The 21,748-nt window shown below is 60.3% G+C and carries 15 protein-coding genes and 1 pseudogene; 7 read left to right on the forward strand and 9 right to left on the reverse strand.

Annotated elements, in window-relative coordinates:
• Window positions 1-948: 948 nt before the first annotated feature.
• The 7 genes from AK821_RS26240 to AK821_RS26270 all read left to right on the forward strand — a co-directional run bounded on the left by AK821_RS26240 (window position 949) and on the right by AK821_RS26270 (window position 11,107).
• A complete protein-coding gene (locus AK821_RS26240) occupies window positions 949-2,109 on the forward strand; it encodes an efflux RND transporter periplasmic adaptor subunit (protein ID WP_064392856.1) in 1,161 nt (386 codons plus the stop codon).
• Entirely contained in the window at window positions 2,106-5,207 is a 3,102-nt protein-coding gene (locus AK821_RS26245) for a multidrug efflux RND transporter permease subunit (RefSeq protein ID WP_064392857.1), read from the forward strand. Before AK821_RS26240 ends, AK821_RS26245 begins: the two co-directional genes overlap by 4 nt.
• 8 nt (window positions 5,208-5,215) lie before the next feature.
• Window positions 5,216-5,893, forward strand: coding sequence for a heavy metal response regulator transcription factor (locus tag AK821_RS26250; RefSeq protein WP_007916978.1), 678 nt, complete (start codon window positions 5,216-5,218; stop codon window positions 5,891-5,893).
• Complete coding sequence (locus tag AK821_RS26255; RefSeq protein ID WP_064392858.1) at window positions 5,883-7,247, forward strand: heavy metal sensor histidine kinase; 1,365 nt, start codon at window positions 5,883-5,885, stop codon at window positions 7,245-7,247. The genes AK821_RS26250 and AK821_RS26255 overlap by 11 nt, the downstream gene beginning before the upstream one ends.
• Before the next feature lie 403 nt (window positions 7,248-7,650).
• The gene (locus AK821_RS26260; RefSeq protein ID WP_064392859.1) at window positions 7,651-7,872 is read left to right on the forward strand and encodes a hypothetical protein; all 222 of its coding nucleotides are present in this window, start codon (window positions 7,651-7,653) and stop codon (window positions 7,870-7,872) included.
• Between the two features lie 197 nt (window positions 7,873-8,069).
• Entirely contained in the window at window positions 8,070-9,386 is a 1,317-nt protein-coding gene (locus AK821_RS26265) for an OprD family porin (protein ID WP_064392897.1), read from the forward strand.
• A gap of 212 nt (window positions 9,387-9,598) precedes the next feature.
• Complete coding sequence (locus AK821_RS26270; RefSeq protein ID WP_064392860.1) at window positions 9,599-11,107, forward strand: sensor domain-containing diguanylate cyclase; 1,509 nt, start codon at window positions 9,599-9,601, stop codon at window positions 11,105-11,107.
• Between the two features lie 179 nt (window positions 11,108-11,286).
• Here AK821_RS26270 and lpxC read toward each other — a convergent pair.
• The 9 genes and pseudogenes from lpxC to murD all read right to left on the reverse strand — a co-directional run.
• Window positions 11,287-12,195: pseudogene (lpxC, locus tag AK821_RS26275) on the reverse strand (UDP-3-O-acyl-N-acetylglucosamine deacetylase); the annotation flags it as partial.
• A gap of 112 nt (window positions 12,196-12,307) precedes the next feature.
• The gene (gene ftsZ, locus AK821_RS26280; protein WP_007916986.1) at window positions 12,308-13,504 is read right to left on the reverse strand and encodes a cell division protein FtsZ; all 1,197 of its coding nucleotides are present in this window, start codon (window positions 13,502-13,504) and stop codon (window positions 12,308-12,310) included.
• 67 nt (window positions 13,505-13,571) lie between these two features.
• Window positions 13,572-14,831 carry a cell division protein FtsA gene (gene ftsA / locus AK821_RS26285; protein ID WP_008082764.1) on the reverse strand — a complete coding sequence of 420 codons (1,260 nt, stop codon included), beginning with the start codon at window positions 14,829-14,831 and terminating at the stop codon, window positions 13,572-13,574.
• A gap of 15 nt (window positions 14,832-14,846) precedes the next feature.
• Window positions 14,847-15,713 carry a cell division protein FtsQ/DivIB gene (locus tag AK821_RS26290; protein ID WP_064392861.1) on the reverse strand — a complete coding sequence of 289 codons (867 nt, stop codon included), beginning with the start codon at window positions 15,711-15,713 and terminating at the stop codon, window positions 14,847-14,849.
• A 4-nt stretch (window positions 15,714-15,717) separates the two neighbouring features.
• Window positions 15,718-16,677 carry a D-alanine--D-alanine ligase gene (locus AK821_RS26295; RefSeq protein ID WP_064392862.1) on the reverse strand — a complete coding sequence of 320 codons (960 nt, stop codon included), beginning with the start codon at window positions 16,675-16,677 and terminating at the stop codon, window positions 15,718-15,720.
• Complete coding sequence (murC, locus tag AK821_RS26300) at window positions 16,674-18,134, reverse strand: UDP-N-acetylmuramate--L-alanine ligase (RefSeq protein ID WP_064392863.1); 1,461 nt, start codon at window positions 18,132-18,134, stop codon at window positions 16,674-16,676. The genes AK821_RS26295 and murC overlap by 4 nt, the downstream gene beginning before the upstream one ends.
• Window positions 18,127-19,197, reverse strand: coding sequence for an undecaprenyldiphospho-muramoylpentapeptide beta-N-acetylglucosaminyltransferase (gene murG / locus AK821_RS26305; RefSeq protein ID WP_064392864.1), 1,071 nt, complete (start codon window positions 19,195-19,197; stop codon window positions 18,127-18,129). The genes murC and murG overlap by 8 nt, the downstream gene beginning before the upstream one ends.
• Complete coding sequence (ftsW, locus tag AK821_RS26310) at window positions 19,187-20,404, reverse strand: putative lipid II flippase FtsW (RefSeq protein WP_016987575.1); 1,218 nt, start codon at window positions 20,402-20,404, stop codon at window positions 19,187-19,189. Before ftsW ends, murG begins: the two co-directional genes overlap by 11 nt.
• Window positions 20,401-21,747, reverse strand: coding sequence for a UDP-N-acetylmuramoyl-L-alanine--D-glutamate ligase (gene murD / locus AK821_RS26315; RefSeq protein ID WP_064392865.1), 1,347 nt, complete (start codon window positions 21,745-21,747; stop codon window positions 20,401-20,403). The genes ftsW and murD overlap by 4 nt, the downstream gene beginning before the upstream one ends.
• Between the last annotated feature and the right edge of the window lies 1 nt (window position 21,748).

Raw genomic sequence — 21,748 nt, forward strand, 5'->3', positions numbered from 1 at the left:
GTCTACTGGAGTAGACATCGTATCGCCCGAATCGACTTGAACTTGCAGATCGTCACGGCAGGTAAGAAGATCTAAAACCGTCCACCATGTCTCCGAACATGTGTCCACCATGTCTCCGGTACATACACTCCCAGAGGGAGAGGGGACTGATCGTGGTGTTTGGGAGAGCTACGCCGACGTGCGATACCGCGTTGAACTCAGGTTTTGAAACAGATCAAAAGCCCCTCACCCTAGCCCTCTCCCAGAGGGAGAGGGGACTGATCGTGGTGTTTGGGAGAGCTACGCCGACGTGCGATACCGCGTTGAACTCAGGTTTTGAAACAGATCAAAAGCCCCTCACCCTAGCCCTCTCCCGGAGGGAGAGGGGACTGATCGTGGTGTTTGGGAGAGCTACGCCGACGTGCGATACCGCGTTGAACTCAGATTCTGAAAAGCTCACAAATCGGCTCCCTCTCCCTCGGGAGAGGGCTGGGGTGAGGGGCAGCCCCACCACAGAATCAAAGCCCAGCACGCTGTGCTCCTCACCACTCAACAGGATGAGCGTTAGCTCGGCTGCAGCTCTTGATCTGTAAGGCGACGTCGGAAGGCTGAGTGGAGGGGTTGATCCGGGGGTGGGAGCGCAGCGACCGTTTGGCGCAGCCAAACACATCGAGAGGAGGTGCAGCGAAGCAAACCGTAGGCGATGCCCCCCGGATCGATCCCGGAGCGAAGGAACCCCGAGCCCCAGCGAGCGGGCCGCACGCAGGAGCAAGCCTTTTTGGTTACTTTTTCGGCGTCTGGAAAAAGTGCCCCGCCGTAAGGGCGGAACCCTAAGCCGCCGTTACCGCAGCAACGGATATGCACCCAACGAAACTGACAGCGCTGACAGCTAGCCGTCACCCTACTGACCCGCAGACAGGTTTATAAAGACAACAACCCTGCCCAAACTCCGTCCGGCGCCCACCCCGCATGCGAATCCAAAAGAACAAAGCCCTGCTCGCCACCCTATTGATCGTCCTCGCAGGCGCAGGTCTGTGGTACGCCCTGAAACCCGCCCCGACCAAACTCGCCACCCCCACCGCCATCCCGGTGCGAGTCATCGCGGTCAGCGAAAAAGACGTCCCCCGCTACACCAGCGGCATCGGCTCCGTACTCTCACTACACAGCGTCGTGGTGCGCCCACAAATAGACGGCATCCTCACCAAAATCCTCGTCAAAGAAGGCCAACTCGTCAAAACCGGCGACCTGCTGGCCACCATCGACGACCGCTCCATCCGCGCCAGCCTCGACCAGGCCCGCGCCCAACTGGGCGAAAGCCAGGCGCAACTGCAAGTCGCCCTGGTCAACCTCAAACGCTACAAACTGCTCACCGTCGACGACGGCATCTCGAAGCAGACCTACGACCAGCAACAAGCCCTGGTCAACCAACTCAAAGCCACCGCCCAAGGCAACCAGGCCTCCATCGATTCCGCACAAGTACAACTTTCCTACACGCAGATCCGCTCCCCGGTTACCGGCCGCGTCGGTATTCGTACCGTCGATGAAGGCAACTTCTTGCGCATGACCGATACCACCGGACTGTTCACCGTCACCCAGATCGACCCGATTGCCGTCGAGTTCTCGCTGCCCCAGCAAATGCTGCCGACCCTGCAAGGCCTGATCAGCGACCCGCAACGCGCACCGGTCAAGGCCTACATCGGCGCTGATACCGACGGCGAAACCGGCAACCTGCTCGGCGAAGGTCACCTGACCCTGATCGACAACCAGATCAACGCCAACACCGGCACCATCCGCGCCAAGGCCGAATTCGCCAACGCCAGTCAAAAGCTCTGGCCCGGCCTGCTGGTCACGGTAAAAATTCAGACAGCCCTCGACAAAGATGCGTTGGTCGTACCGCCCACCGTCGTACAACGCGGCCTCGACCAACATTTCGTTTACCGGGTAAACGGCGACAAAGTCGAAGCCGTGCAGGTACAGATGGTTTACCAAGGCAGCGGTCAGGACATCATCAAAGGCGTGAAGGCCGGTGACGTGCTGGTGACCGACGGCCAGTCGCGGCTCAAACCAGGTTCGACCGTGCAAGTCATGACCGAGCCGGCGCAGGTGGTGCAAGCGGAGCCGAAACCATGAAGGCGCACAAAGGCGTCTCTACGTGGTGCATCGATCACCCGGTCGCGACGATTCTGCTGACCATCGCGCTGGTGCTGGTCGGCCTGATTGCCTTCCCGCGTTTGCCCATAGCCCCACTGCCGGAAGCGGAATTTCCGACGATTCAGGTTTCCGCGCAGTTGCCCGGCGCCAGCCCCGACACCATGGCCTCGTCCGTGGCCACGCCGCTGGAGGTGCAATTCAGCGCCATCCCCGGCATGACACAGATGACCTCCAGCAGTGCGCTGGGCTCAAGCCTTTTGACCCTGCAGTTCACCCTCGATAAAAGCATCGACACCGCCGCGCAGGAAGTCCAGGCGGCGATCAACACCGCCGCCGGCAAACTGCCCAAGGACATGCCGACGTTGCCCACGTGGAAGAAGGTCAACCCGGCCGACAGCCCGGTGCTGATCCTCAGCGTCAGTTCGACGCAAATGCCCGGCACCGAACTCAGCGACCTGGTGGAAACCCTGCTCTCGCGTCAGATCAGTCAGATCGACGGTGTAGGACAAATCAACATCACCGGTCAGCAACGTCCGGCGATTCGCGTACAAGCCTCGGCGGACAAACTGGCGGCGATAGGCCTGACCCTCGCCGACATTCGTCTGGCGATTCAGCAGACCAGCCTCAACCTCGCCAAAGGTGCGCTGTACGGCGAATCGAGCATTTCCACGCTGTCGACCAACGACCAGCTCTTCCACCCCGAGGACTACAGCCAACTCATCGTTTCCTACAAGGATGGCGCGCCGGTTCACCTGCGCGATGTCGCCAAAGTCGTCAACGGTTCGGAAGATGCCTACGTGCAAGCGTGGGCCGGTGATCAACCCGGGGTGAACCTGGTGATCTCGCGCCAGCCCGGCGCCAACATCGTTGAAACCGTCGACCGCATTCAAGCCGCCCTGCCCGGCCTCGAAGCGATGCTGCCGGCCTCGGTGCAGGTGAAAACCCTGATCGACCGCACGCAGACCATTCGTGCCTCGCTGCATGAAGTCGAAATCACCCTGTTGATCGCGATCCTGCTGGTGGTCGCGGTGATGGCGCTGTTCTTGCGCCAATTGTCGGCAACCCTGATTGTTTCAGCCGTACTCGGGGTGTCACTGATCGCCAGTTTCGCCCTGATGTACATCCTCGGTTTCAGCCTGAACAACCTGACACTGGTGGCGATCGTCGTCGCGGTTGGCTTCGTCGTTGACGACGCGATTGTGGTGGTGGAAAACATCCACCGGCATCTGGAGGCCGGCGACGATATGCGCGAAGCGGCGATCAAGGGCGCCGGCGAGATCGGCTTCACCGTGGTCTCGATCAGTTTCTCGCTGGTGGCGGCGTTTATTCCGCTGCTGTTCATGGGCGGCGTAGTCGGTCGACTGTTCAAGGAATTCGCCCTGACCGCGACCTCGACCATCATGATTTCCGTGGTGGTGTCGCTGACCCTGGCGCCGACGCTGGCGGCGCTGTTCATGCGTAAACCGGTGCACCACGCCCACACCAAACCGGGCTTCAGCGAACGTCTGCTCGGCTGGTACGAGAAAGGTCTGCGCCGCGTCCTCGCCCATCAGAAATTGATGATCGGCGTGTTCGGTTTATCGCTGGCGCTGGCCATCGGCGGTTACATCTTTATCCCCAAAGGTTTCTTCCCGGTGCAGGACACCGGTTTCGTCCTCGGCACCACCGAAGCCGCGGCGGATATTTCCTACGGCGACATGGTGAAAAAACACTTGGCCATGGCCGAAATCGTCGCCGCTGATCCGGCGGTTCAGGCGTTTTCCCATTCAGTCGGTGTCTCCGGCAGCAACCAGACCATCGCCAACGGCCGCTTCTGGATTGCCCTGAAAAAACGTGGCGACCGCGACGTCAGCGCCAGCCAGTTCATCGACCGCATCCGTCCGCAACTGATGAAAGTCCCCGGCATCGTCCTCTACCTGCGCGCCGGCCAGGACATCAACCTCAGCTCCGGCCCGAGCCGCGCGCAGTATCAATACGTACTCAAGAGCAACGACGGCGCGACCCTCGCAACATGGACGCAACGCCTCACGGAAAAACTGCGCAGCAACCCGGCGTTCCGCGACATTTCCAACGATCTGCAACTGGGCGGCAGCATCACCCACATCAGCATCGACCGCAGCGCCGCTGCGCGTTTTGGCCTGACCGCCAGCGATGTCGACGAGGCGCTGTACGACGCCTTTGGCCAACGCCAGATCAATGAATTCCAGACCCAGGTCAACCAGTACAACGTGATTCTGGAACTGGATACAAAACAACGCGGCAAGGCTGAAAGCCTCAACTATTTCTACCTGCGCTCACCGCTGAGTGGCGAGATGGTGCCGCTGTCGGCGCTGGCCAAATTCGACGCGCCGACCATTGGCCCGTTGTCGATTGCCCACGATGGGATGTTCCCGGCGGCCAACCTGTCATTCAACCTCGCGCCCGGCGTGGCATTGGGTGATGCGGTGATTCTGCTCAATCAGGCCAAGGCCGAGATCGGCATGCCCACCGCCATCAGCGGCAATTTTCAGGGCGCGGCGCAGGCGTTCCAGAGTTCGCTGGCCAGTCAGCCGTGGCTGATTCTCGCGGCGCTGGTGGCGGTGTACATCATTCTCGGTGTGCTTTATGAAAGCTTCGTGCACCCGCTGACGATCATCTCGACGCTGCCGGCGGCAGGCTTGGGCGCAGTGATCATGCTGTGGATCTGCGGTCAGGACTTTTCGATCATGGCGTTGATCGGTCTGGTGTTGCTGATCGGTATCGTCAAGAAGAACGGCATCCTGATGATCGACTTCGCCCTCGAAGCGCAGCGCCATCGAGGCCTGTCGCCGCAGGAGGCGATTTTCGAGGCGTGCATCACGCGGTTCCGGCCAATCATCATGACCACCCTCGCCGCCCTGCTCGGCGCGCTGCCGCTAATGCTCGGTTACGGCACCGGCGCCGAATTGCGCCAGCCGCTGGGGATCGCGGTGGTCGGCGGTTTGCTGGTCAGCCAGATGCTGACGTTGTTTACCACGCCGGTCATATACTTATGGCTTGAGCGGCTGTTCCATCGGCCTAAGCCCGCGCCATTACCAGCGCTAGCAACCACAGACTGAGGCGGGTCATGCGCGTTCTGATTATCGAAGACGAGGAAAAAACCGCGGACTATCTGCACCGCGGTCTGACGGAACAGGGTTACACCGTGGATCTGGCCCGCGACGGCGTCGAGGGTCTGCATCTGGCGCTGGAAAGCGACTACGCGGTGATCGTCCTCGACGTCATGCTGCCGGGCCTCGATGGCTTCGGCGTACTGCGCGCATTGCGTGCGCGTAAGCAAACCCCGGTGATCATGCTCACCGCCCGCGAGCGTGTCGAAGACCGCATCAAAGGCCTGCGCGACGGTGCCGACGATTACCTCGGCAAACCGTTTTCCTTTCTTGAACTGGTCGCGCGCCTGCAAGCGCTGACCCGACGCAGTGGCGGCCATGAACCGGTGCAGGTGAGCATCGCCGACCTGTGGATAGATTTGATCAGCCGCAAGGCCACCCGCGCCGGAACCCGACTGGATCTGACGGCCAAGGAGTTTTCCCTGCTCAGCGTTCTCGCCCGTCGGCAAGGTGAAATCCTTTCGAAAACCGCCATCGCCGAAATGGTCTGGGACATCAATTTCGACAGCGATGCGAATGTCGTCGAAGTGGCGATCAAACGCCTGCGCGCCAAGCTCGACGGGCCGTTCGACGAGAAACTGCTGCACACCATTCGCGGCATGGGTTATGTGCTGGAGAGCCGTGGTGTCCAGTAACTCGATTGCCCTGCGCTTGAGCGGGATGTTCACGCTGGTGGCGCTGCTGGTGTTTCTGTTGATCGGCGGCGCGTTGTATCAACAGGTCGACAAAGGCTTGGGATTGCTCCCGGAAGCCGAGCTGGATGCGCGTTACAGCGTGCTCGAATCCACCGTTGGCCGCTTCGGTACGCCCGAACACTGGGTGAAGATCAACAACAAACTCAAGCTGCTCGGTGAAGAAGACAAGCGCATCAGTTTCTGGATCAGCAGCGGCGATCCGCAATACGAATACGGCAACCTTACGCCGCAGATCCGCGAGATCACCAATGGGCCGCTGGGCATGCGCGATCTGCAATTGCCGGGGCAGCCTTATCCACTGAAAGTGCTGGTGAGTGAATTTCCGGCCAAGGATCAGCGCCCACCGCTGCGCTTCATGATCGGTATCGATACCGAGACGTTTCATGAGACGCAGCACAACCTGTTGATCGCATTGATCGCCCTGGCGATTGTCGGTGTGTTGATGGCCTCGGCGCTGGGTTATTGGGTGGCGCGGATCGGCCTCAAGCCGTTGATCAAGCTGTCCCATGAAGCTCAACGACTGGCGCCACCCCTTCGCGCCGGGCGCTTGCGTTTGTCGCCGCTGCCACCGGAGCTTGAGCAATTTGTCGACTCGTTCAACTCGACGCTGGAACGGGTCGAGCAGGCCTACTCGCGGCTGGAATCGTTCAACGCCGATGTCGCCCACGAGCTGCGCTCGCCGCTGACCAATCTGATCGGCCAGACCCAAGTGGCGCTGACCCGTGGGCGCTCTGCCGAACACTATTTCGAAGTGCTGCAATCCAATCTTGAAGAGCTGGAGCGGCTGCGTTCGATCATCAATGACATGTTGTTTCTGGCCAGTGCCGATCAGGGCAACAAGGCGACCAAACTCACGTCCACTTCGCTGGCGGATGAAGTGGCAACGACGCTGGAATATCTGGATTTCATCCTTGAAGACGCACAGGTTGAAGTGCACGTCAGCGGTGATGCGCTGGTGCAGATCGAGGTCGCGCATTTGCGCCGGGCGCTGATCAATTTGCTGAGCAATGCAGTGCAGCACACCGGGCCGGGACAGGTGATCGAGGTGCTTATTGAGGTTGAAGAGCATCAGGTGAGTATCGGTGTTGCCAACCCCGGAACGCCGATTGCCAGCGAGCATTTGCCACGGTTGTTCGAGCGCTTTTATCGGGTGGATGCGTCGCGCAGTAATAGCGGGAATAACCATGGCTTGGGGCTGGCGATCGTCAAGGCGATTGCGTTGATGCATGGTGGGGATGTGTTTGTGCGCAGTGATCGGGGGATGAATACTTTCGGGATTTATTTGCCGGTCTGAAAAGCCCCTCACCCTAACCCTCTCCCAGAGGGAGAGGGGACTGATTGGGGGATGCTGCAGATGTGCACCGACCTGATCTTGATTCACCGAATCCATAATCGACTGGATCTTTCAGGTCGATGTACAACGCCAGACACCTCGGTCAGCTCCCTCTCCCTCCGGGAGAGGGCTGGGGTGAGGGGCTTTTGACTGGCATTGAAATATCCAGTCGAACTCAGGCTTTGAAGAGCATGGAGATCTGCTCCCTTCCCCCTCGCCCCCTTGGGGGAGAGGGCTGGGGTGAGGGGGTGATTTTTGCTCTTGCTGTAACAGTCATTTATGAAAATCACGCTGTTTCCCAACGCCCGGCAACCTTATCTTTGCCCGCACCAAACAGCACTCGCCAAGCGAGAAGGTTTTCAAGATGTCCAACAGTATGGGTATTGCCAGCGCGTTCGTTTTGTCCTCATTGATCCTGTCGCCGATGGCGATGGCTGAAGAATCGCAGTCGTTCGTAGCGCACAACGTCGCTCGCGCTCAGGCTTACGATCAGTATCAGGCTGAAGTGATGGCCAAGGCGCAAAATACCTCGCAAGCCCCGCAGGCTGCCACTTCCCAGATTCAATCGTCCGAGAAAGACAGCTGAGTCGCGCATCGCGCCAACGTTTCCCTCGACGCGGTTGTTTGGCTCTTCCCGTTCAACCGTCGTCATTCCAGGCCGCTGCCTTTCAGCGGCCTTTTTTCGTTGTGGTCTGAAAGCCGTTTGGTTCGTCTGTAACAACAAGAAACATCGAGCGCCTCAAAATATAGAGGCGCCAGTTGACCCAAGGAGCTCCATTGCACGTGCGTTACCCAGTCAGTTTCACCCCGCTGTTCATTGCAATTGCCGCAACGATTGTGCCCGTCGCTCAGGCTGATGAGCCTGCCAAAGAAGGCTTCGTCGAAGGTTCGAGCCTCAACCTAAACGCCCGCAACTACTACATGAATCGCAACCGCTTGCAGAAAGCGGACGACAACATCGAGTGGGGCCAGGGCTTTCTCGGCGTATTCAAATCGGGTTACACCGAAGGCACGGTCGGTTTCGGCATTGATGCCCACGCCATGCTCGGGTTGAAACTCGACGGTGGTGGCGGCACGGACGGCTCAAGCATCTTGCCGGTCAGCGACGGTAACGGCAAAGCGCCGGGCACGTTCTCCACGGCGGGCGGCACACTGAAAATGCGCGCATTCGATACCGAATTGAAGGCCGGTGACCTGTTTCTCGCCAACCCGGTGATCGCCGGCGGTGAAACGCGCATGCTGCCGCAGACTTTTCGTGGTGTGAGCCTGAGCAACCACAGCTTCGATGGCTGGTTGATTGAAGGTGGTCAAGCGAGTTTTACCAAGCCTTACAACCAAAGCGGTCACACACGCATCGGCACGTCCTACGGAACATTGGCAGATGGCGACGAGAGCCAGCACCTGAACTGGGCCGGTGTGGCCTGGAGCGGTGTCGAAGGCCTGACCAGCAGTCTTTATGCCTCTGAGCTCAAGGACATCTGGAACCAGTACTACTACGACCTGGATTACACCTGGCAGTTGAACGATCTGGTCAGCCTCAACCCGGGCCTGCACTTCTATCACACGCAAGACACCGGTGATGCGCTGTTGGGCAACATCGACAACAACACCTACAGCCTGCATTTCACCGTGGGTATCGGTAGCCACAGCGTTACCGCCGCGTATCAGCGGGTCAATGGCAACACGCCGTTCGACTACATCAGCCAGGGTGACAGCGTTTACCTCGACAACTCCCAGCAGTACTCCGACTTCAACGGCCCGAACGAACGCTCGTGGAAGCTCAAGTACGCCTATGATTTCGCCGGCGTGGGTGTGCCGGGGCTGACTTCGTCTGTCTCCTACTCGCGCGGCACGGTGGATCTGACCAAGGTCGACGCCGACAGCAAAGGCTATTCCAACTGGTACAGCGCCGATGGCCGCAACGCCAAACACTGGGAACGCGACCTCGATCTGAAATACGTCGTGCAGAGCGGTCAGGCCAAGGATCTGGCGGTGCACCTGCAATGGGCGAGCAACCGTGGCGGCAACGGTTACGGTGCAATTGATTCGGACACAGATGAATACCGCATGATCATCGACTACCCGATCAACGTCTTCTAAGATCAGCGCCATAACACCGTCTTGAATTCAGTGATGCCCGCCCTGTGGGAGCGAGCCTGCTCGCGAAAGCGGTCTACCATTCGACATCCAGGTTGAATGACACAGCGCTTTCGCGAGCAGGCTCGCTCCCACATTGGGAATGGTTTCTGGTTTTGGCAGCAGTGTTTGTGCAACTACGCTTATAAGACTTCTCCCCAACCGACAGCCCAATCATGATCGCGAGCCGTACCCCACCCGTTGCGGGCAAGACCGGACGCCCCGAGTTGCTGCTGATCTGCGGCAGTTTGCTGACCGTGATCGCGATTGTCGGCATTGTCACTTTCTTGCTGATCCGCGAGCACGCCAACGCTCAGGAATCGGCGACCCGCAGCGCCACCACCATTGCGCAACTGATCGACGCCGATGTGCTGCGCACGGTCGAGTTGTACGACTTGACGCTGCAAGGTCTGATCGCCGCCGCCCAGCGTGATGACCTGCAAAATGTCTCGCCGCAGATCCGCCATCTGGCGCTGTTCGACCGCTCGACCACGGCACGCTTCAAGGGCGACATCCTGCTCCTCGACAAACACGGCGACGTGCTCGCCGACTCTTCGCGGGTCGAACCGAAACCGGGCAATTTCGCCGACCGCGACTACTTCCTCGCCCACGCCTTCAATCGCGATGTCGGCATGTTTATCAGCCGCCCGTTCAAGACCCGTTGCGACTGCGACGAGGCCAACCAGTGGCGCATCAGCTTCAGTCGGCGTATTTCCTCGCAAACCGGCGAGTTCGCCGGTGTGGCCGTGGCGTCGATGAAACTCGACTACTTCGATCAGTTGTTCAACAGCCTCGACATCGGTAAAGACAGCACGCTGAACATCATCAATAACGACGGTGTTCTGCTGGCGCAGAAGCCCTATCTGCAAAGCGATTCCATCGGCAAAAGCTTCGGTAACAGACCCAACGTGATACGGATTCTGCGCGACAAGGATGGCAATGGCAGTTTCACCAGTACTTCGAGCATGGATCATCAACAGCGTCTCTATACCTATTCGCGAGTCGGCAATTTGCCGCTGACCGTGATGGTCGCGCTGTCCAGCGATGAGGTATTCGGCACTTGGCGCCGCACCGCGTTGTTGATCAGTGGTGCCACGGGCGTGTTGTGCGTGGGTTTGCTGTGGCTGACCTGGCTGCTGGCCCGTGAATTGCGCTTGCGCCAGCGGGCCGAGCGGGAGCTGGCGCAACTGGCTGCCACCGACGCGCTGACCGGTGTGGCCAATCGGCGGATGCTCGATCAGGCGTTGCGTCACGAATGGTTCCGCGCCCAGCGCTCAGGCAAACCGATGTCGGTGATGATGATCGATGCCGACCACTTCAAGGCGTTCAATGATCGACATGGGCATCAGGGCGGAGATCAGGCGCTGAAGACGCTGGCCCGTGTCATCACTGAAAATGTCCGGCGACCGGCTGATCTGGTCGCGCGTTATGGCGGCGAGGAGTTTTCAGTGATTCTGGCCGAGACCGACGGTCATGGCGCGCAGCAGATTGCCGAGCATATTCGTCAGGCGGTGGAGCAGTTGCCGCTGGTCGATGGGGCCGAGCGGCCGATGACGGTGAGTATTGGCATCGCGACATGGACGACGGCGAGTGAGATGACGCTTGAGCAGTTGCTGTTTGCGGCGGACAAGGCGTTGTATCAGGCCAAGGAAGGTGGGCGTAACCGGGTGGTGGTGGCTGCCTGATAGATGTATTGGCTTCACCAGCCCTATCGCGAGCAGGCTCACTCCTACAGGGGAATGCATTCCAAATGTAGGAGTGAGCCTGCTCGCGATGAGGCCGGCCCAGGCAACACAAAAACCAAGGGCATAAAAAAAGGCCACCCAAGGATGGCCTTCAAAAAACTAGAGAGGTTTTTTACTTCCACCGCCGCAACCGGGCGCATGTAAGAGATTGGTGCGGTGCTGGCGTCTTCGAACGTCACCACTTCCCAAGCGTCTGTCTGCTCAATCAACTTGCGCAGCAGCTGGTTGTTCAGTGCATGACCGGACTTGAAGCCTTTGAACTCACCAATCAGGCTGTTACCCAAAAGGTACAGGTCGCCAATGGCATCGAGGATCTTGTGCTTGACGAATTCGTCTTCATAGCGAAGGCCGTCTTCGTTCAACACGCCATCGGCATCGACCACGATTGCGTTTTCAACGCTGCCGCCGAGTGCGAGGTTGTGCTTGCGCAGGTACTCGATATCACTCATGAAACCAAAGGTACGGGCGCGGCTGACTTCTTTTACGAACGAAGTGCTGGAAAAATCCACGCTTGCACTTTGGGTGCGGTCCCGGAATACCGGGTGATCGAAATCGATCTCGAAGCTCACCTTGAACCCTTCGAAAGGGACGAAAGTGGCGCGCTTGTCGCCGTCTTCCACTGTCACTTCACGCAGGATGCGGATGAATTTCTTGGCGGCGTCCTGTTCTTCCAGGCCTGCCGATTGAATCAGGAATACGAAGGGTCCAGCGCTGCCATCCATGATCGGGACTTCGGACGCGGAGAGCTCGACGTAGGCGTTATCGATGCCCAGGCCAGCCATGGCCGAGAGCAAGTGCTCTACCGTGTCCACTTTCACGTCGCCATTGATCAGCGTCGTCGACATAGTGGTTTCACCGACGTTTTCCGCGCGGGCAGGAATCTGCACCACAGGGTCGAGGTCAGCGCGACAAAACACAATGCCAGTGTCGACAGGCGCAGGCTTGAGGGTCAGATAGACCTTCTCACCGGAGTGCAGGCCTACACCTGTGGCACGGATAATATTTTTCAGTGTGCGTTGTTTAATCATGGCTTGGGCCGCTTCAGCGCAAATTGCGAACTGGTATCAACAAAGGCTGGCGATGATAGCAGACCATGCCTTTGCTGAACACCAATCACCTTCATAGCCCTGATACATTCCATCAATCGGCCTGACGACGCAGGAATGCCGGGATGTCCAGGTAGTCCAGATCATCTTGCGGATTCATCTTCGCGGCAGCCGCAGCACCGGCCTGAGCCTGGTTGCGCATGACGGTCGGACGGTCCAGATCACGGTAGTTGACCGCTGGCGCTTCCTGACGGGCCGCAGCCGGTTGTTGCACCTGGGCGGAAGCCATGGAGGTATGAACGGTGTTGTCGATGACCTTCACAGGCTTCTCGATTTTCGCGCCCAGACCGGTGGCAACCACAGTCACGTGCAGCTCGTCGCGCATGTCCGGATCGATAACGGTACCGACCTTGACCATCGCGTGCTCGGAAGCGAAGGCTTCGATGATGCTACCCACGTCGGAGTACTCACCCAGAGACAGGTCAGGACCGGCGGTGATGTTCACCAGGATGCCGCGTGCGCCTTGCAGGTTCACGTCTTCCAGCAGCGGGTTGCGGATTGCCGCTTCGGTTGCTTCACGTGCACGGTTCGGACCGCTGGCGCAGCCAGTGCCCATCATCGCCATGCCCATTTCGCTCATCACGGTACGCACGTCGGCGAAGTCGACGTTGATCATGCCCGGACGCTTGATGATGTCGGAGATACCGCGAACGGCACCGGCCAGTACATCGTCAGCCTTGGCGAAAGCCGACAGAAGGCTGGCGTCTTTACCGAGGATGGTCAGCAGCTTCTCGTTAGGAATGGTGATCAACGAGTCGACGCTTTCCGAGAGCATACGGATGCCTTCGTCGGCAATCTGCATACGCTTGCGGCCTTCGAACGGGAACGGACGCGTCACGACCGCAACGGTCAGAATGCCCATTTCCTTGGCCACTTCGGCGATGATCGGCGCAGCACCGGTACCGGTACCGCCGCCCATGCCAGTGGTGATGAACACCATGTTGGTGCCCTGCAGGACTTCGGCAATGCGCTCACGGTCTTCGAGAGCGGCCTGACGACCTACTTCAGGGTTGGCGCCAGCGCCCAGACCTTTGGTCACGCCGGTGCCCAGTTGCAGAATGGTACGCGCGCCGATGTTTTTCAGCGCTTGAGCATCAGTGTTGGCGCAGATGAATTCAACGCCTTCGATGTTGCTCTTGACCATGTGATTGACAGCGTTGCCGCCGCCACCGCCAACACCGATAACTTTGATTACCGGGCTTGCGGGGATGTTGTCTACGAGTTCGAACATTTTCCCTCTCCTTACATTCTCTAGTTTTTTCGCCTACTGCTGTTTGTTGCGGTGCTGCGGTAAAGCTTTAGAAGTTGCCTTGAACCCACTTCTTCAATCGGTCCAGCAACGGTGCCTGTGGCTCTTCGTTGCTGTAGCTGTCGCGGCTGCCGATGCCCGAGAACGAGATCCCGTCGGACTGCTTTTGCAGGCCGTACATCAACAAGCCAACGCCAGTGGAATAAATCGGATTGCGCACCACGTCATCCAGACCTTTGACGCCGTGCGGCACGCCCAGACGAACCGGCATGTGGAAGATTTCTTCGGCCAGTTCAGTGGCGCCTTCCATCTTCGAGGTACCGCCGGTGAGGACGATGCCGGCCGGGATCAGGTCTTCGTAGCCGCTGCGACGCAGCTCGGCCTGAATCAGCGTGAACAGTTCGTCGTAACGCGGCTCGACCACTTCGGCCAGGGCCTGGCGCGACAGTTCACGCGGTGGACGGTCGCCCACGCTCGGCACCTTGATGGTTTCACCGGCACCGGCCAGTTTGGCCAGGGCGCAGGCGTAACGGATCTTGATCTCTTCGGCGTACTGGGTCGGGGTGCGCAACGCCATGGCGATGTCGTTGGTCACCTGATCACCGGCAATCGGGATCACCGCGGTGTGACGGATCGCGCCTTCGGTGAAGATCGCGATATCGGTGGTGCCGCCGCCGATGTCGACCAGGCACACGCCCAGCTCTTTCTCGTCGTCGGTCAGTACCGAGTAGGCCGAGGCCAGTTGCTCGAGAATGATGTCGTCGATTTCCAGACCGCAGCGACGCACGCATTTTTCAATGTTCTGTGCGGCGTTGACGGCGCAGGTGACCACGTGAACCTTGGCTTCCAGACGTACGCCGGACATGCCCAGTGGCTCACGAACGCCTTCCTGGTTATCGATCACGTAATCCTGCGGCAGGGTGTGCAGCACGCGCTGGTCAGCCGGTATCGCCACAGCCTGAGCAGCGTCGAGCACGCGTTCAAGGTCGGCCGAGCTGACTTCGCGATCACGGATCGCGACGATGCCGTGGGAGTTCAGGCTGCGGATGTGATTGCCCGCCACGCCGACGAACGCCGAGTGAATGCGGCAGCCCGCCATCAGTTGGGCTTCTTCGATCGCACGCTGGATCGATTGCACGGTGGACTCGATGTTCACCACCACGCCCTTCTTCAGGCCACGGGACGGATGGGTACCGATCCCGACGATTTCCAGCGAGCCGTCGTCGGAGACCTCGCCGACCAGCGCCACCACCTTGGAGGTGCCGATATCGAGACCGACGATCATTTTGCCGCTTTGCACGTTTGCCATGGGTCCTGCCTCTTCTTAATTCTTTGCGACAGCGGGTTGGGCTGTCGTCGGCGCTACAGGTTCCCGCCAGCCAACAGCGAGGCCGTTGGCGTAGCGCAGATCGATGCGCGCAATGTTCGTAATCTGGTCTTTAAGCGTCTTGTCATAGATGGCGATGAAGCGGCGCATCTTTTCCACCAGGTTGCCGCGTCCCAGCAGCAGCTCGATGCCGGGGCCGGAACTGCCGGCACCGGTGGTCAGGAACCAGCTCCCGCGTTCACGCAATTCCAGGCGCGCAATCGAGAAGCCCAACGGCCGCAGCATCTGGCTCAGCACCTGGTACTGCTGCATCACTTGCTGCTGGGCCCGTTGTGGGCCGAACAGCTGGGGCAGGTGTTCGTAGTTCGCCAGTTCCTTGGGCGTAAACGCCTGGCCCTGGTTGTTGAGCAACGACTCGTCGCCCCAACGCGCCACCGGCAGTTGCTCTTCGAGGCGGATCACCACCTGGTCCGGCCATACCCGACGCACTTCGGCGTGGGCGATCCAGGGCATCTGCTCAAGCTCGGTGCGCATCCCGGCGAGGTCGATGGTGAAGAAGCTCGACGCCACGTACGGGGCGATTCGTTGCTGCACCGCTTGCTGACTGATGTAGCTCAGGTCGCCCTGCACGGCGATCTTGGTGATCGGCCGGTCGGCGTACGGGAGCAAACGCGTTGCGCCTTCGTACGTACCAAAACCCAGCACGACCAGCAGCACCGGCCAGAACAGACTTTTCACGAAGCCGAAATTGGCTTTCGGCAGGCGCGCGGACATCGGCTCTTTCGCCACCATGCGGCTGGCACCCCGCGGCACCGGCTTGCGGCCGGGTGCGGGAGGCTGATGTCGGAGCTGAGCGCCTTGCATCGTCTTAACCTCGAGCGTCTTCAACACTGGCGGCCAGAATGGCCAGAACCAGTTGCTGGAAATCCAGACCGGCAGCACGGGCCGCCATTGGCACCAGACTGTGATCGGTCATGCCCGGTGCGGTGTTCACTTCCAGGAACCAGAACTGCCCGTCGGCGTCCTGCATCACGTCCGCCCTGCCCCAACCGGCAATACCCAGCGCCTCACAGGCCTTGGCCGTGAGATCCATGAGTTGCTGTTCCTTGGCGGCATCCAGCCCGCACGGAATGCGGTACTGGGTATCGTTGGCGATGTACTTGGCGTCGTAGTCGTAGAACGTGTGCGGTGTACCCAGGGCGATAGGAGGCAACACCTGGTCACGCAGGGTGGCGATGGTGAACTCCGGACCTTGAATCCATTGCTCAACCAAGACTTGCGAATCGTAGGTACTGGCCGCTTTCCATGCGTCGATCAACTCGGACGCAGAACTCACTTTGGCCATCCCGATACTTGAACCTTCATGCGCCGGTTTGACGATCAAAGGGAAGCCCAGTTCCGTCGCTGCCGAAATACAATCGGCTTCGCTGCACAGCACGGCGTGACGTGGCGTCGGAATCCCGAGGCTGTGCCAGACCTGCTTGGTGCGCAGTTTGTCCATCGCCAGTGCCGAGGCCAGAATGCCACTGCCGGTGTACGGAATGCCCGCCACTTCGAGCAGGCCCTGCATGGAGCCGTCTTCACCGCCACGGCCGTGAAGAATGATGAAGGCACGGTCGATCTTTTCGCTGAGCAGACGTTGCAGAATGTCGTCGCCAACGTCGATGCCGAACGCGTCCACGCCAGCGCTTTGCAGCGCGTCGAGCACGGCGTTACCGGATTTCAGCGAAACCTCACGCTCGGCACTCAGACCGCCGAAGAGCACGGCGACGCGGCCGAAGTCCTTCGGCGCGATAGTGGAAAACAGCTTGGCGTAGGCAGCAGTCATTTCAACTTCCCCTCGACCGACGCCGCCACGGCGCCAGCGAACAATTCACTTTTCAACAGCTTCGGCGCGAGGCCGCCGATATCACCGGCGCCCTGACACAGCAGGATGTCGCCGGCGCGCAGCAGCGGCTTGACCAGTGGCGCCAGATCGACGCCACGCTCGATATAGATCGGGTCGAGCTGACCGCGCTGACGGATGCTGTTGCACAACTTGCGGCTGTCGGCACCCGGGATCGGCTCTTCGCCGGCCGGATAGACTTCCATCAGCAGCAACACGTTGGCATCGGCCAGTACATTGACGAAGTCGTCGTACAGATCGCGGGTGCGGCTGTAACGGTGCGGCTGGTAGACCATCACCAGGCGGCGCTCCGGCCAGCCACCGCGTACGGCTTTGATCACCGCCGCGACTTCGGTCGGGTGGTGACCGTAGTCGTCGACCAGCATCACGTTGCCGCCGTCCACCGGCAGTTCGCCGTAGACCTGGAAGCGTCGACCGACCCCCTGGAAACCCGACAGGCCCTGAACGATGGCTTCATCGCTGACGCCCTCGTCGGTGGCGATGCAAATGGTCGCCAGCGAGTTGAGTACGTTGTGGTTGCCGGGCATGTTCACCGACACGTCCAGCGGTTCACGATCCGGGCGCAGCACAGTGAAGAAGGTCTGCATGCCTTGCTGGCGAATGTTGATCGCGCGTACGTCAGCGTCTTCGCTGAAGCCATAGGTCACGGTCGGACGCTTCACCAGCGGCAGGATTTCACGCACCACCGGATCGTCCAGGCACATCACCGCCAAACCGTAGAACGGCAGGTTGTGCAGGAATTCGACGAAGGTTTTCTTCAGCTTGTTGAAGTCACCGTCGTAGGTAGCCATGTGGTCGGCGTCGATGTTGGTCACCACAGCCACCAGCGGTTGCAGATGCAGGAAACTCGCATCGCTTTCATCGGCTTCAGCGATCAGGTAACGGCTGGTGCCGAGTTGGGCATTGGTGCCCGCGGCATTCAGACGGCCACCGATAACGAACGTCGGGTCCAGGCCACCGGCGGCGAACACCGAAGCGATCAGGCTGGTGGTGGTGGGTTTGCCGTGCGTACCGGCGACGGCGATGCCGTGGCGATAGCGCATCAGTTCGGCGAGCATTTCCGCGCGCGGCACCACCGGAATACGACGCTCAAGCGCGTTCGCCACTTCCGGGTTCGAGGTATTTACAGCGCTCGACACCACCAGCACGTCGGCGGCAGCGGCGTTCTCGGCACGGTGGCCGATGAAAATCTGCGCGCCGAACGATTCCAGACGCTCGGTCACCGGCGAAGCTTTGAGGTCGGAACCGGACACTTCGTAGCCCAGGTTCAACAACACTTCGGCAATCCCGCACATGCCCACACCGCCGATGCCGACGAAGTGGATACGACGGATGCGGCGCATTTCCGGTTGCGGCATGGCTTTCTGATTCTCAACCATGGGCCACCTCCAGACAGGTATCGACCACGCTACGGGTGGCATCGGGTTTCGCCAGACGGCGGGCCGCTTGGGCCATATCTTCGAGTCGTTGCGGTTGCATCAAGACCTCTGTCAGGCGCGCGGCAAGGTCCGCGGCACCAGTCGTTCTTTGCGGCATCAGGAAGGCAGCGCCTTCACGGGCCAAATAATCGGCGTTGCGGGTCTGGTGATCGTCGATCGCGTGGGGCAAAGGCACCAGCATCGAGGGCAGACCGGCGGCAGCCAGCTCACTGATGGTCAACGCGCCGGCGCGGCACACCACCAGGTCAGCCCAGCCATAGGCCTGGGCCATGTCTTTGATGAACGGCTGCACCTGCGCATCAACGCCGGCGGCGCGGTAGCGCTCTGCAGTCACTTCATCGTGGTTTTTGCCGGCCTGATGAAACACTTCCGGGCGCAAATCGGCAGCGACTTGGGCCAGGGCTTCAGGCAGCAACTTGTTCAACGGCTCTGCGCCAAGGCTTCCGCCGAGGATCAGCAAACGCGCTTTGCGCCCTGCCAGAGCAGGTCGCGATGTGTCGAGGAACAGCTCGCTGCGCACCGGATTTCCGGTGGTACGGCGGGTGTCCGACAGAGTAAAGGTGTCGGGGAACGCTTCACACACCCGGGCGGCGAACGGCACCAGCAACCGATTGGCGGTGCCGGCCACAGCGTTCTGCTCGTGAACGATCACCGGCACGCCGGCCAGTTTCGCGGCAAGGCCACCGGGACCAGTCACATAACCACCGAAGCCGACCACACACACCGGCTTCAAGCGACGAATGATCGCCCGCGCCTGCCACACTGATTTCAGCAGCATGAACGGCGCCTTGAGCAGCGACAGCTTGCCCTTGCCGCGCAGGCCCGTAGCGTTGATGCGGTGCAGTTCAAGACCTGCGGCCGGCACCAGTTCGTTTTCAATTCCGCGTGGCGTGCCGAGCCAGTGCACGGTGTAGCCGCGCGCCTGAAACTCGCGAGCACAAGCCAGCGCCGGGAACACGTGGCCGCCGGTTCCGCCGGCCATGATCAATACGTTAGCGCCCATGATTCGGCTCCTCGGCGAAGTCGCTCTCATGGAATTCCATCTCTTCACTGCCCAGGTGGGTTCGACTCTCCCACTCGATCCTCAATAACAAGCCGAGGCAGGCACAGCAGATCACCAACGAGCTGCCGCCGTAACTGAGGAACGGCAACGTCAGACCCTTGGTTGGCAGCAGGCCGACGTTCACCCCGATGTTGATCAGGAACTGACCAATCCACAGGAACGACAAGCCGTAAGCCACATACGCGGCGAAGAACTGTTTGGCTTTCTCTGCCCACAAGCCGATGTACATGCCGCGAATACACACGAACACGAACAGCGCGACGGTGCACAGCGAACCCACTGCGCCGAGTTCTTCGGCCAATACCGAGAACACGAAGTCGGTGTGCGCTTCCGGCAGGTAGAACTGCTTCTGCACGCTGTTGCCCAGACCGACGCCCAGCCATTCACCGCGACCGAAGGCGATCAGGGCTTGCGACAACTGATAGCCGGCGCCGAACTGGTCAGCCCACGGGTCGGCGAAGTTGGTCAGACGCGCCATACGATATGGCTGCATCTGAATCAGCAAGACCACGGCCCCGACCGCCAACACCACCATCAGCGAGAAGCGGAACAACCCGACCCCGCCGAGGAATAGCATCGCTGCCGCAGCGCCCATCATCACCACGGTGGCACCGAAGTCCGGCTCCATCAGCAACAGGCCGGCCATCGGCAGCAGCACGATGAATGGCTTGAAGAAGCCCATCCAGCTCTCGCGCACTTCCTTCTGACGCCGCACCAGATAACCGGCGAGGTAGATCACCACGAACACTTTGGCGATTTCCGACGGCTGCACGTTGAAGAAGCTGAAACCGATCCAGCGCATCGAACCGTTCACTTCACGCCCGATGCCGGGGATGATCACCATCACCAGCAAGCCGAACGCACCGATCAGCATCAGCCAGCCGAGGCGCTGCCAGGTGGCGATCGGAATCATCATGGTGACGATGCACGCGCCCAGGCCCAGCACCACATAGATAAGGTGGCGAATCATGTAATACAGCGGGCTGCCCGACTGCGCAGCTGCCACTTCAGTGGACGCCGAGGCAATCATGATCAGGCCAAGACCTAGCAGCGCCAGGCAACCGGCGAGCATCGGGAAATCGAGGTCGATGCCGCGCCCGGTGATGATCGGCGACGGATACGGCTTGATGATATTGAACAGGCTCATGCCAGGTCCTCCACAGCGCGGACGAACTGGTGACCACGATCTTCATAGTTCTTGAACATGTCGAAACTGGCGCAGGCCGGCGACAGCAGCACCACATCACCCGGCTGGGCGGCGGCGCGGCATTGCGCAACGGCGTCAACCAGCGAGGTTGCGCGAATCAGTGGCACGGCATCACCGATGGCCGCGCCGATCTTGTCGGAGTCGCGGCCCATCAGGATCACGGCGCGGCAGTTGGCCGCTACCGGATCACGCAGATCGTTGAACTCGGCACCCTTGCCATCACCGCCAGCGATCAAAACAACCTTGCCGTCGATGTCCGCGCCGAGGCCTTCGATGGCCGCCAGTGCGGCGCCGACGTTGGTGGCTTTGGAATCGTTGTAGTACGCCACACCGTCGAGATCACGTACCCACTGGCAGCGATGTTCGAGGCCGGCAAAGGTGCGCAACGCCGCGAGCATGGCGTCGAACGGCAAGCCCACGGCATGCCCCAGTGCCAATGCCGCGAGGGCGTTGGACTGGTTGTGGGCGCCGCGAATCTTCAGCTCACGCACCGGCATCAGGTTCTGGAATTCGAAGGCCAGATACTTCTCGCCATCTTCTTCACGGATACCGAATGCCTTGAAATCCGGTTTGGTCAGGCCGAAGGTCCAGCACGGCTGGCCCTCGCCCATCAACGGACGGGTCAGCGCATCCTGACGGTTGACCACGAACTGCTTCGCGCCACGGAAAATCCGGTGCTTGGCCAGGTGGTACGCCGGCAGACCGCTGTAGCGATCCATGTGGTCTTCGCTGATGTTCAGCACGGTGGCCACTTCAGCGTTGAGCTGATCGGTGGTTTCCAGCTGGAAGCTCGACAGCTCCATCACGTACAGCTCGACGTCGTCGCTGAGCAGATCCAGCGCCGGGGTGCCGAGGTTGCCGCCGACGGCGACGCGTTTGCCGGCCGCAGCCGCCATCTCGCCAACCAGGGTAGTGACGGTGCTTTTCGCGTTGGAACCGCTGATGGCCACGATCGGCGCCTGCGCGTTACGCGCGAACAGCTCGATGTCACCGGAGAGTTTCACGCCACGCGCCGCAGCGGCTTGCAGGGCCGGGGTCGCCAGCGCCAGACCGGGGCTCACGTAGAGTTCGTCGGCACGGCACAGGAATTCGACGTCCAGCTCGCCACAACGCACTTCCACGTGCGGATAGTCACGCTTGAGCGTGGCCAGTTCCGGTGGATTTTCCCGCGTGTCCGCCACAGCAAACGACGTGCCCCGGTTCGCCAGAAAGCGAACCAGGGACATGCCGCTCTTGCCGAGGCCGACAACGATGCGGAAGTGGTCAGAAGCGATCAGAGACACT

This window comes from Pseudomonas sp. RIT-PI-r (genome assembly GCF_001297015.1).
Taxonomy (GTDB): domain Bacteria; phylum Pseudomonadota; class Gammaproteobacteria; order Pseudomonadales; family Pseudomonadaceae; genus Aquipseudomonas.

Bases quoted from the DNA above. Each gene is read 5' to 3' on its own strand.
- murC (WP_064392863.1), bottom strand. From the start codon at position 18,134: ATGGTTGAGAATCAGAAAGCCATGCCGCAACCGGAAATGCGCCGCATC.
- AK821_RS26295 (WP_064392862.1), bottom strand. From the start codon at position 16,677: ATGACTGCTGCCTACGCCAAGCTGTTTTCCACTATCGCGCCGAAGGAC.
- murG (WP_064392864.1), bottom strand. From the start codon at position 19,197: ATGGGCGCTAACGTATTGATCATGGCCGGCGGAACCGGCGGCCACGTG.
- AK821_RS26270 (WP_064392860.1), top strand. From the start codon at position 9,599: ATGATCGCGAGCCGTACCCCACCCGTTGCGGGCAAGACCGGACGCCCC.
- ftsW (WP_016987575.1), bottom strand. From the start codon at position 20,404: ATGAGCCTGTTCAATATCATCAAGCCGTATCCGTCGCCGATCATCACC.
- ftsZ (WP_007916986.1), bottom strand. From the start codon at position 13,504: ATGTTCGAACTCGTAGACAACATCCCCGCAAGCCCGGTAATCAAAGTT.
- AK821_RS26250 (WP_007916978.1), top strand. From the start codon at position 5,216: ATGCGCGTTCTGATTATCGAAGACGAGGAAAAAACCGCGGACTATCTG.
- AK821_RS26260 (WP_064392859.1), top strand. From the start codon at position 7,651: ATGTCCAACAGTATGGGTATTGCCAGCGCGTTCGTTTTGTCCTCATTG.
- AK821_RS26240 (WP_064392856.1), top strand. From the start codon at position 949: ATGCGAATCCAAAAGAACAAAGCCCTGCTCGCCACCCTATTGATCGTC.
- AK821_RS26290 (WP_064392861.1), bottom strand. From the start codon at position 15,713: ATGCAAGGCGCTCAGCTCCGACATCAGCCTCCCGCACCCGGCCGCAAG.
- AK821_RS26245 (WP_064392857.1), top strand. From the start codon at position 2,106: ATGAAGGCGCACAAAGGCGTCTCTACGTGGTGCATCGATCACCCGGTC.
- ftsA (WP_008082764.1), bottom strand. From the start codon at position 14,831: ATGGCAAACGTGCAAAGCGGCAAAATGATCGTCGGTCTCGATATCGGC.